Annotated in this window: 8 protein-coding genes; 7 read left to right on the forward strand and 1 reads right to left on the reverse strand. The window is 30.7% G+C overall.

The features are described from left to right. The 7 genes from ACTG3V_RS11000 to typA form a co-directional block, all read left to right on the forward strand. A partial coding sequence (locus ACTG3V_RS11000; RefSeq protein ID WP_439132215.1) for an ABC transporter permease occupies positions 1 to 1,250 on the forward strand: 1,250 nt, incomplete at its 5' end. A 2-nt stretch (positions 1,251 to 1,252) separates the two neighbouring features. After that, positions 1,253 to 2,707, forward strand: coding sequence for a TolC family protein (locus ACTG3V_RS11005; RefSeq protein WP_439132216.1), 1,455 nt, complete (start codon positions 1,253 to 1,255; stop codon positions 2,705 to 2,707). 95 nt (positions 2,708 to 2,802) lie between these two features. Further along, positions 2,803 to 5,172, forward strand: coding sequence for a TonB-dependent receptor (locus ACTG3V_RS11010; RefSeq protein ID WP_439132217.1), 2,370 nt, complete (start codon positions 2,803 to 2,805; stop codon positions 5,170 to 5,172). Between the two features lie 4 nt (positions 5,173 to 5,176). Next, positions 5,177 to 6,010 (forward strand): DUF4249 family protein, encoded by an 834-nt coding sequence (locus ACTG3V_RS11015; protein WP_439132218.1) that lies wholly within the window; start codon positions 5,177 to 5,179, stop codon positions 6,008 to 6,010. A 449-nt stretch (positions 6,011 to 6,459) separates the two neighbouring features. Continuing rightward, positions 6,460 to 8,232, forward strand: coding sequence for an AMP-dependent synthetase/ligase (locus ACTG3V_RS11020; protein ID WP_439132219.1), 1,773 nt, complete (start codon positions 6,460 to 6,462; stop codon positions 8,230 to 8,232). A 52-nt stretch (positions 8,233 to 8,284) separates the two neighbouring features. Further along, entirely contained in the window at positions 8,285 to 8,698 is a 414-nt protein-coding gene (locus ACTG3V_RS11025; protein ID WP_439132220.1) for a BLUF domain-containing protein, read from the forward strand. 265 nt (positions 8,699 to 8,963) lie between these two features. Further along, complete coding sequence (typA, locus tag ACTG3V_RS11030) at positions 8,964 to 10,736, forward strand: translational GTPase TypA (protein ID WP_439132221.1); 1,773 nt, start codon at positions 8,964 to 8,966, stop codon at positions 10,734 to 10,736. 279 nt (positions 10,737 to 11,015) lie between these two features. Here typA and ACTG3V_RS11035 read toward each other — a convergent pair whose 3' ends face one another. Beyond that, positions 11,016 to 12,065, reverse strand: coding sequence for a M28 family metallopeptidase (locus ACTG3V_RS11035; protein WP_439132222.1), 1,050 nt, complete (start codon positions 12,063 to 12,065; stop codon positions 11,016 to 11,018). Between the last annotated feature and the right edge of the window lie 50 nt (positions 12,066 to 12,115).

A 12,115-nucleotide genomic window follows, 5' to 3' on the forward strand; every position in this document is an offset into this window, starting at 1 on the left:
CTATGCTTGCCATTGGTAATGGTGCTGAAAAAGAAATTTTAGCACAATTAGAGTTGGTTGGTGTTAATAATATTGTAATAACTCCAATACCTGATGAAAAAGAAAATAACAATGAAGAAGAAGGTGCTGAAGATGGAGCATTAGAGTCTATTCGTTTTTCAAAAGGTTTAGATATGTTAGATGTAAACAGCATCAAAGAAAACATCCCTTCTGTAAAATCAGTAAGTCCAGAAGTAGTTTTAGAAACTTATGTTATAAAAAAGGGAAGACAAAACCCTGTGAAATTAATTGGGGTATCTCCTAACTATTTTGAAACATCAAATATTACCATAGAAAGCGGAAAAAACTTTTCTAAAAAACAAGTAGAAAACTCTATGCCTGTTTGTATTATTGGTAAAAAAATTGAAAAGAAACTTTTTACTGGCGAAAGTGCTATAGGAAAACAAGTTAAAGTAAAAGATGTTTGGTTACAAGTAATAGGTGTCATTGAAGAAAAATTTATTTCTGATAATGCACAAGAAAACTTAGGGATTAGAGATATGAATTTAGATATTTATATCCCCATTAAAACATTTTTAGTACGTTACAAAGATCGTAAAACCATCACAGACAAACCCATAAATATGGGTGGTGGTAATTTTATGATAATTAGTGGTGGCTCTCAACAAGGTCCTAAAAAAAGAATTCCAAGAGGAAATTATCATCAATTAGATAAATTAATTGTACAAGTAGATAATTCATCACAATTAAATGCTACAGCAGATGTGTTGAGTAGAATGTTAAAAAGAAGGCATAATGACATGTTAGATTTTGAAATTTCTATCCCCATTCAACTTTTAAAGCAACAACAAAAAACCAAACAAATTTTTAACATCGTATTAAGTATTATTGCTGGTATTTCTTTGTTGATAGGTGGTATTGGAATTATGAATATAATGTTGGCTTCTGTTTTAGAAAGAACAAAAGAAATAGGAATTATAAGAGCAATTGGAGCTACACAAGAAGATGTAATTTTACAATTTTTAACAGAATCTGTTTTAGTTAGTATTGGTGGTGGTATAATTGGTATTATACTGGGTGTGTTATCCTCCTATATTCTAGAAATTTCTACGGGAATCGAAACCATACTATCATTAAGTTCCATTTTATTATCCTTTTTTGTGGCAACCCTTATTGGATTAATTTTTGGTATTGCACCTGCAAGATCTGCTGCAAATAAAAGCCCTATTGAAGCAATTAGACACGAATAACTATGAAAAATTTAATTATATATTTTTGCTTTTTACTAACCATAACCATTTATGGCCAACAGCAAATTACCTTAGAGCAAGCCATAAGCATTGCTCAAAAAAACTCTCCAGAATACAAAGCTTTATTAAATCAAAATCAAGCAAGTTATTGGAGGTACAGAAGATTTAAAGCCGGTTTTTTACCGCAATTACGATTAGATGCTACATTACCATCGTATTCTAATTCTATAAACAGACTTACAAATGATGAAGGTGTAGATATCTTTGTACAATCCAATCAATCTATAGTAGAAGGTAATTTATCGTTAAATCAAAACTTAGCTTTTACAGGTGGTACACTATCTTTAAGCTCTCAGTTGCAAAGGGTAGACTATTTTACAGATAATTCTAAAGGTTTTTCTGTGGTTCCTTTCTCTATAAATTATAGGCAAAATTCTCTTTTTTACAATCAGTTTAAATGGGATAAAAAAATTGAACCTTTAATTTATGAAGAAGCCAAAAGAGAGTTTATTGAAAGAATGGAACAAATTTCCTTAAATACAAGCAGACGTTATTTTGCTTTATTAAAAGCTCAAGTACAATCTAGAATTGCAAAATCAAACTTTTCTAATCAAGATACTTTGTTTCAAATTTCTAAAGGACGATATAAAATGGGGAAAATTGCAGAAAACGATTTGTTACAAATCGAATTGTCTGTTTTAAATTCTGAAAATGAAGTTATCTCTAATGAAATCAACTTTAAAAGAACTTCACAAAACTTGTCAAGATTTTTGGTCTTAGACACCGAAAACATTTTACTATCAACACCCAAAGAATTAACAACCTTTACAGTTACTGTAAAAAAAGCTTTAGAAGAAGCTAAAGCTAACAGAAAAGCGGTTATTGAGTTTAGACGAAGACGCTTACAAGCAGAACAAGATGTTGCAGAAGTAAAAGGAAATAACAGACTGCAAATGAGTTTAAGAGCAAATTTTGGTATATCACAACAAGGAAATACATTTGATAATTTATTTCAAGACTTTAATCAACAACAAAACATAGTAGTCTCTGTTGGTATCCCAATTTTAGATTGGGGGGTATCTAAATCTAGAAGAAAATTAGTAGAAGCTAATAAAGATTTAGAATTCACAAATATAGAAATTGAACAACAAGAATTTGAACAAGAAATTTACTTGCATGTCTTAAACTGGCAAAATCAAAGAAATTTTTTAGAAACTGCAAAAAAGGCTCAAGAAATTGCTATAAAGAGATATGAAATCACCAAAAAAAGATTTATTTTAGGAAAAATAACCATCACCGATTTAAACTTAGCACTACAAGAAAAAGACCGATCTATCTTGAGTTATTTAAATTCTCTTGAAAAATTTTGGACCGATTATTATACCTTAAGAAGACTTACCTTGTTTGATTTTATTAAAAATGAAAAAATAAAAACAGAAGATATCATCTATGATTAAGAATTCTTTTTAACGTTTTTTTATCTTTTTGCTGAAATTTATAATATTACTTTTGTTTAGGTATATTTTAAATTAATCAAACAAAAAAAACAAACTTGAAAAAGATTTATATTCTTTTTTTCTTATGGTCTATTACTGCTTTTAGCCAAGAAAAATATACAGTTAGCGGAACTGTTTACGACAACTCTAGCAATGAAACTTTAATCGGTGTTTCCATCTATTTTCCAGAAATTAACACAGGTACAACTACCAACGAATATGGTTTTTATTCAATTACCATTCCTGAAGGTACTTATAAAGTACAAGTAAGTTATTTGGGTTTTACGACTATTTTAGAAGATATAGAGTTAACCGAAAAAATAACCAAGAACTTTAAATTAAAGGAAGAAGCAGAAAGTTTAGACGAAATTGTTATTGCAACAGACATTGAGAAACTAAATGTAAAATCACCTCAAATGAGTGTGAATAAACTAACCTCTGCAACCATTAAACAAATTCCTGTAGTTTTAGGTGAAGCAGATATTATAAAGTCTATCATTTTATTACCTGGTGTAACTAGCGCTGGTGAAGGAGCCTCTGGTTTTAATGTAAGAGGAGGTGCTGCCGATCAAAATTTAATTCTCTTAGATGAAGCTGTTGTTTTTAATTCATCCCACTTGTTTGGTTTTTTCTCTGTTTTTAATCCTGATGTTATTAAAGATGTAAAGTTATATAAAGGTGGAATCCCTGCAAAATATGGTGGTAGATTATCCTCTGTATTAGACATTTATCAAAAAGAAGGAAACAGTAAAGATTTTAATGTAACTGGTGGTATAGGTTTAATTTCGTCTCGATTACTTATAGAAGGCCCTATAAAAGAAGAAAAAATATCTTTTTTAATTGGTGGTAGATCGTCTTATGCACATTTATTTTTACCACTTTTTGATAATGATAATAAAGCTTATTTTTATGATTTAAACACAAAAATAAACTACAGAATAGATGACAGAAATAACGTGTTTTTTTCTGGATATTTTGGTGAAGATGTGTTCGGAATTCAAAGTAGCTTTATCAATACCTATGGTAATCAAGTGGCAAATTTGCGCTGGAATCATCTTTTTTCTGATAAACTATTCTCAAATTTATCCTTAATTTATTCTGATTATTTTTACAGCTTAACCTTAGATTTTGTTGGTTTTGAGTGGGATTCAGGTATTACAAACTACAATTTAAAATACGATTTTAACCATTATTTGAGTGATAAAATCAAATTAAGTTATGGTATTAATAATATTTACACCAAATTTAATCCAGGAGAAATTATTCCAAGTAGAGACGATTCTGGTATTGTCGCTGAAAAATTAATTGATAAATATGCCAATGAATTTGGTGCATATATAGATGCTGAACATAAAATAAACAATAAATTAACGTTGCAATATGGTATGCGTTTTAGCAACTTTACGCGTTTAGGACAAGACGAGTTAAATGTTTATGCGAATGACAATCCCGTCATTTACAATGAGGAGTTTAAAAAATACGAATCTGCTGAAGCTATTGGAACAGAATCATTTAAAAGAAGTGATGCTATTGCCTCATTCAGTAATTTTGAACCTCGTTTTTCATTATCCTATTTATTAAATGATGAAACATCTTTAAAAATGAGCTATAATAGAATGGTTCAATATTTACACTTGCTCTCTAACACTGCCTCTCCTACTCCATTAGATATTTGGACTCCTAGTGGCAAATATGTGCAACCTCAATTGTTAGATCAATTTGCTGTTGGTTACTTTAAATCCATAAAAGATGGTGACTATTCTTTGGAAACTGAGGCATTTTATAAAGACATTCAAAATAGGATAGATTATATAAATGGTGCAAATTTGGTGGCCAACAACGAAATAGAAACTGTTATTTTAAACGGCAAAGCAAGGGCATATGGTTTAGAGGTTTTATTCAAAAAAAATAAGGGCGATTTTACAGGTTGGTTAGCCTATACTTTATCAAGATCAGAACAACAAACATTGGGTAGAACCGCCATTGAACCAGGTATTAATAATGGTGAATGGTACAGCACACCTTTTGATAAAACCCACGATATTTCTATCAATGCGAGTTATAAAATCTCAAAAAAATGGACTTTAAACAGCAACTTTTTGTTGCAAACAGGGCAACCCACCAACTACCCAGTTGGTCAATACGAAGTACAAGGAATAAACGTACCAATTTATGATGATAATAGGAGAAACGCAGACAGATTACCTGCTTATCATAGGTTAGATATCTCTGCAACTCTAACACCTGATAAAAATAAAAACAGAAAATGGCAAGGAGAATGGGTTTTCGGGATTTATAATGTATATGGTAGACAAAATGCTGCTTCCATTAACTTTAGTAGAAACCCAGAAACAATGCGAAATGAAGCTGTACAAACTTCTATTTTTGGTTTAGTGCCTTCTGTTACCTATAATTTTAATTTTTAAAGTGATGAAAAAGACCTATATACTACCAATTTTATTCGTATTTCTATTTTCTAAATGTGAAAAAGTAATCGAAGTTGATGTTCCTTCAATTGAACCAAAATTAATTATTGATGCCACTTTTCAAGTGTATTTTGATGAAAATCCTGTAAGCGCAAAAACAACAGTAAAGCTTAGTGAATCTGCAGATTATTTTGCTGAAACTATTCCAACAGTCACAAATGCTACCGTTTTTTTAACCAATTTGTCCGATAATTCTGTAATTGATTTTACAGATAATGATGCAGATGGTGAATATGAACCTATAAATAGTTTTATCCCTGCTGACGGTATTGAATACGAGTTAACCGTAATTCATAACAATGAAACGTATAAAGGGAAAGCAACCAAGGTAAAATCTACGCGAATTATCGAGGTAAATCGTGGTGATGGAACATTGTTTTCTGGCAATGAAGTTGAAATCAATGTAAAAATACAAGATGAATTGGGCATTGACAATTACTATTATTTCGATTTCTCTAATAACAACTATTCTGTACTAGAAGATCGTTTTTTTGATGGACAAGAGTATGAAGTCCCTAATTTTTATTCTGAAGATGATATTATCTTACCAACTGCGGTTAATATAAGAATGTTAGGCATATCTAAAGATTATTTCACTTATTTACAAATTTTAGTTGATCAAAGTGGACAAGATGGTGGTGGTCCTTTCGAAACTGTACCTACTTCATTATTAGGCAATGTGGTGAACACAACCAATACTAATAACTTTCCTTTAGGCTATTTTCATATTTCTGAAACCGATACTTTTACTATTTTTTTAGATAAAGAAGAAGAATAATTTTACTTGTTTTATTTGACATCGCATTGTAAATATTTATAGGTTTGGCCTTACATATTTAAGTTTATTAAACTCAATAATGAATTGAACAAATATAAATGAATGATAGGAAAAAAATTACATCACTTGCTGCTTTGCTAAAAACTGATGGTATAATCATCTAAAAGTACGGTGCTTTAGCTACAATCAATTGTGTTATAATTTGTACCAATACCCTTTTTTAAATTTTATAAAGTACAAGAAAGATTAACCTCAAAATCATAACTAAATATTGGAGAAAATAATTCATATTTTTAGTAGATGTCGTGAAAACAAAACACAAAACTATTAAAGAAATACACAAAATTTAGTGTCAAATTATAAATAATTCTTAAAATTAAAAGCAAATAAATATCTATTTGTGAAATAACGCAATTTTTAGTAATTTGGCATACAACAAAACATAACAGATGCCAACAGAAGTTAATAGGTTATTCGATTTTCCATATTATCAATTAGAAACCTACAATCTAAAAGATGCTTTTTCCACTAAATATCATGGAAAATGGGAAACATTATCAACCCAACAATACATAGACAAAGCCAATCAACTTAGTAGAGGCTTGCTTAAAATGGGAATACAACCAAATGATAAAGTTGCTATAATTTCTACAAATAACAGAAGCGAATGGAATATTTGCGACATTGGTGTTTTACAAACTGGAGCGCAAACTGTACCCATTTATCCCACAATTTGCAAAGAAGATTATCAATATGTAATCAACCATTCAGAAGCGATTTATTGTATTGTTTCTGATGAAACAATACTCGAAAAACTTAATCAAATTAAAGGAGATACAAAACTTAAAGAAGTATTTACTTTTGATAATATTAAAGGCGAAAAAAGTTGGAAAGAAATTTTAAAACTTGGCGAAGATAATTCCAACCAAAATGAAGTAGAAGCAAGAAAAGATGCTGTGAAACCTAATGATTTGGCTACGCTAATCTATACTTCTGGAACTACAGGAAAACCAAAAGGAGTAATGCTTTCCCATAGTAATGTTGTTACCAATGTAATTGCATCAAAAAATAGAGTTCCTCTTGAATACGGAAACTCTAAAGGTTTAAGTTTTTTACCCGTTTGTCATATTTTTGAAAGAATGATTCTCTACCTCTACCAATATTGTGGTGTATCTGTATATTTTGCTGAATCTATAGAAAAATTGACTGAAAATGCGCAGGAGGTAAAACCTGATGTGATGACTGCAGTACCGCGTTTGTATGAGAAAATTTACGATAAAATTATTTTAAAAGGTGAAGACTTAACAGGTATAAAAAAGAAATTATTTTTCTGGGCTGTAAACCTCGGCTTAAATTACAAACCTTATGGAGCAAATGGCTGGTGGTATGAAAAGCAATTAGGTTTAGCAAGAAAATTAATTTTCTCTAAATGGCAAGCGGCTTTGGGTGGCGAATTAAAATTAATGGTTTCTGGTAGTGCTGCTTTACAACCTAGATTAACAAGAATTTTTGCTGCAGCAAATATGCCTATTATGGAAGGTTATGGCCTTACAGAAACCTCACCAGTTATTAGTGTTAATGATCAATTAAATGGCAATTTTAGAGTAGGTACTGTGGGCAAAGTAATTGATGATGTTGAAGTAAAAATTGCAGAAAGTGGTGAAATATTAGTTAAAGGACCAAATGTAATGCAAGGATATTACAAAGATCCTAAAAAAACAGCAGAAGTACTGCAGAATGGTTGGTTTCATACAGGTGATAAAGGTGAATTTGATGAAGATGGCTTCTTAAAGATTACAGGTAGAACCAAAGAAATGTTTAAAACCTCTGGTGGTAAATATGTAATTCCGCCTTTATTAGAAGGTGAGCTAAAGCAGTCTTTATTTATTGAACAAGTAATGGTTGTTGGTGAAAATGAAAAAATGCCTGCGGCTATTATTCAACCTAATTTTGAATATCTTAAAGATTGGGCAAAAGATCATAAAATACCTTTTAATTCTAATGAAGAAATTATAGCAAATACAAAAGTAATAAATGCTATACAAGAGGCTGTTGATACTTGTAATCATAACTTTGGAAAATGGGAACAAATAAAAGCCTTTAAACTTACTCCAGATGTTTGGTCAATAGATAGTGGTCATTTAACACCAACTATGAAGATGAGACGCGAGGTAATCAAAAAAATATACAATCATCTATGCGAAGAAATTTATAGAGGTTAGTCCTATAATAATACTTACAATTCTATGGTTTAATTTTGCTAAACTCAAACTTATGATACAACAAATTGTATATTATTCTATTTCAGAAACTGAGATGAACAAAAATACCATCTCTGAAATCTTAGAACCCTCTAGAATCAATAATGCAAAAAAAGATATTACAGGTTGTTTGTTGTATCATGATAAAGTATTCTTACAATTATTAGAGGGTGAAAAAGAGGCCGTTTCAACATTGTACAAAACCATAGAAAAAGATGAAAGGCACTCTAATGTTACACTTATCATTGAAGAAAGTATAAATAAAAGAATGTACCCAAATTGGAGCATGGCTTTTCATGAATTTGAAAAAAATAAATCTTATATCGATAAATTTGCTCAAAGTATTGATTTTTTCTCAAAAAGTGTTCCTAAAAAAACAGAGGCTATTGATTTATTCTGGAGAATGGCAAAACAAATCGTAAATTAAATATTTCGTTAGTATTCTGACTTAATTTTATTGACAAAATCAAATCATCACAATAGATAAAACCATACTATTTATATTTTTTTAAGATTTGTACAACTACAAGTTCATGAACCAATTACAGGTCTATTTACTTAGTCATCGCAATTCAGATCTAGCGAAGATTATAGTTTCCTAATCAGAAACATTGATGTGAAAAATAAATACCGATAAATCGTATAAATCACATATAAACAACTACTTTTGCACGAAATTTAAGAAAGTACAAATGCAATCTATAAGAAACATCGCAATTATTGCACACGTTGACCACGGAAAAACAACGTTAGTAGATAAAATTATCGATCAAGCTAAAATATTAGACGATCGTAAAGAGCGCACAGATTTATTGTTAGACAACAACGATTTAGAACGAGAAAGAGGAATTACCATCCTTTCTAAAAACGTGTCTGTAAACTATAAAGGGGTAAAAATTAATGTAATTGACACTCCTGGTCACGCCGATTTTGGTGGAGAAGTTGAACGTGTTTTAAAAATGGCTGATGGTGTATTGTTATTAGTTGATGCTTTTGAAGGGCCAATGCCACAAACTCGTTTTGTATTGGGCAAAGCAATTGAATTGGGCTTAACCCCAATAGTTGTCGTAAATAAAGTAGATAAAGAAAACTGTACTCCAGATTTAGTACACGAAAAAGTATTCGATTTAATGTTTGCTTTAGATGCTACTGAAGATCAATTAGATTTTACAACAATTTATGGTTCTGCTAAAAATGGTTGGATGTCTACAGATTGGAAAGATGAAAAAACAGATATCATTGATTTATTAGATGCTGTAGTTGAATCGATTCCAGAAGCACCTTACAGAGAAGGTTCTCCACAAATGCAAATTACATCTTTAGATTTTTCTGCCTTTACAGGTAGAATTGCAATAGGTCGTGTATTTAGAGGAGATTTAGAAGAAAATAAAGATTACATGCTTTGTAAAGCAGATGGTTCTACTAAAAAAGTACGAATTAAAGAGCTTCATATTTTTGAAGGAATGGGTAAAGCCAAAACCAACAAAGTAAGAAGTGGAGATATTTGTGCAATTACAGGTATTGAAGGTTTTGAAATTGGTGATACTATTGCTGATTTAGAAAACCCAGAAGCTTTGCCAAGAATTGAAGTAGACCAACCAACCATGAGTATGTTGTTTACCATTAACAACTCTCCATTTTTTGGTAAAGAAGGTAAGTTTGTTACTTCTCGTCATTTACGTGACAGATTGTTTAAAGAAATGGAAAAAAACTTAGCCTTAAGAGTTGATACAACTGATTCTGAGGATAAGTTTAACGTTTTCGGACGTGGAGTTTTGCACTTATCGGTTTTAATAGAAACCATGCGTAGAGAAGGTTACGAATTACAAGTGGGTAGACCACAAGTAATTATTAAAGATATTGATGGTGTAAAATCAGAACCATACGAAACCCTTTCTATTGATGTTCCAGAAGATGTGGCATCGAAAGCAATTAACTTAGTTTCTTTGCGTAAGGGAGATTTGTTAGTGATGGAACCAAAAGGAGATTTACAACATTTAGAATTTACAATTCCTTCAAGAGGATTAATAGGTTTACGTAATAAAATTTTAACGGCTACAGCTGGTACAGCGATTATAAACCATAGATTCTCTGAATATGGCCCATATAAAGGCGAGTTTACAGAAGATATTAAAGGTGCAATTGTTTCTGCAGCAGCAGGTAAAGCAACTGCTTATGCTATTGATAGATTACAAGATAGAGGTCGTTTCTTTATAGATCCTAATCAAGAAATTTATATTGGCCAAGTAGTTGGAGAAAACAGTAAGGATACTGATATGGGTGTAAACTTAATTAAAGGAAAAAAATTAAGTAATGTTCGTTCTTCTGGTACAGATGATAGTGTAAAAATTGCACCAAAAATCGACTTTTCTTTAGAAGAATGTATGGAATACATTAAAAGTGATGAATATTTAGAAGTTACGCCTGCTAGTTTACGTATGCGAAAAATTAATTTTAGACCATAAAAGTTCTAAAAACACCATAGATTAAAAAAGCTTGAGAATAAAATTCTTGAGCTTTTTTGTTTTTGATTCACTACGAATATTAAAATGACTGGTTTCATTTCTTTTTATTAATTAGGGTTACCATCGTTCATTTTTTGTCTAAAATAGTAAATAGATTCCTCACCACTTTATCGCTGATACTTAAACGATTTTAAGTAACCTTACCTCCTCAAAATTATGAAATCAAAAAAGGCCGTATTTTCATACAGCCTCTTTAATCTCATTCAAAAAATAAATTTATTATTCTTCTGTTGCTTCTTTTTTTGGTTCTGCTTTATCAGCTATAATTCTAGTTTCTTTATTAGCAACCTCCCAAGCTGTATGGAATACCAACTTTGCTCTATTCTCTAACAACTCATAATTAATTTTATCAGGTGTGTCAGTTGGTCTGTGGTAATCTGCATGAGTACCATTAAAATAAAAGATAATAGGAATATTATGCTTTGCAAAGTTGTAATGATCAGATCTATAGTAAAAACGATTCGGATCATTCTCATCATTATATTTATAATCTAAATTAATATTGGTATACTTTGCATTAATGGCTTCAGATAATGTATGCAATTCAGTGCTTAATTTGTCAGCACCTATTAGGTAAACATAATTTGGATCTTCTTTATGTCTATCATCTATTCTACCAATCATGTCAATATTTAAATCACAAACTGTGTTTGCTAAAGGAAATATAGGGTTCTCAGTGTAATATTTACTACCTAATAATCCTTTTTCCTCGCCAGTTACATGTAAAAACAAGATAGAACGTTTAGGCCCTTTGCCTGCATCTGCTGCCATTTTAAAAGCTTCTGCAATTTCTAACATCGCTACAGTTCCAGAACCATCATCATCTGCACCATTGTATATTTCACCATTTCTTTCACCAACATGATCTAGGTGTGCAGAAATTACTACAATTTCATCAGGCTTTTCTGTTCCTTTTAAAAATGCTACTACATTTTCAGAATCATTGAATTTTCCACGTCTTGCGTTTTTATTTAACCATTCAGATGGTACATCTTGAAAGTAGTCATCACCTCCAATTGCTGAAGCTATATTTTGAGAAACGTAAAAATTCTTTAAATATTCCACAGCTTTTTTCTGTCCAGGCTCACCTGTATCTCTTCCTGCAAATTCATCAGATGCGTAAGTAAAAAGATGTGCTCCAAGTTCTTTAGCTGTAATTGTTGCTGCGTATTTTGCGGCCTGATCTACATTAGCATCTTCTGCAACGTTTTTACCAGAACCACAGGCTAAAAAAGTTAATGTTCCGAAAACAAATAATATTTTTTTCATTGATTTAAATAGATTTAGTTAAATACTGAATTAATTTCAAAAATAGCAAA

This window comes from Polaribacter sp., assembly GCF_965660385.1.
Lineage (GTDB): Bacteria > Bacteroidota > Bacteroidia > Flavobacteriales > Flavobacteriaceae > Polaribacter.

What these genes read in the sequence shown, in the direction of transcription:
- ACTG3V_RS11005 (WP_439132216.1), top strand. Translation starts at nt 1,253, where the DNA reads ATGAAAAATTTAATTATATATTTTTGCTTTTTACTAACCATAACCATT.
- ACTG3V_RS11015 (WP_439132218.1), top strand. Translation starts at nt 5,177, where the DNA reads ATGAAAAAGACCTATATACTACCAATTTTATTCGTATTTCTATTTTCT.
- ACTG3V_RS11020 (WP_439132219.1), top strand. Translation starts at nt 6,460, where the DNA reads ATGCCAACAGAAGTTAATAGGTTATTCGATTTTCCATATTATCAATTA.
- ACTG3V_RS11025 (WP_439132220.1), top strand. Translation starts at nt 8,285, where the DNA reads ATGATACAACAAATTGTATATTATTCTATTTCAGAAACTGAGATGAAC.
- typA (WP_439132221.1), top strand. Translation starts at nt 8,964, where the DNA reads ATGCAATCTATAAGAAACATCGCAATTATTGCACACGTTGACCACGGA.
- ACTG3V_RS11035 (WP_439132222.1), bottom strand. Translation starts at nt 12,065, where the DNA reads ATGAAAAAAATATTATTTGTTTTCGGAACATTAACTTTTTTAGCCTGT.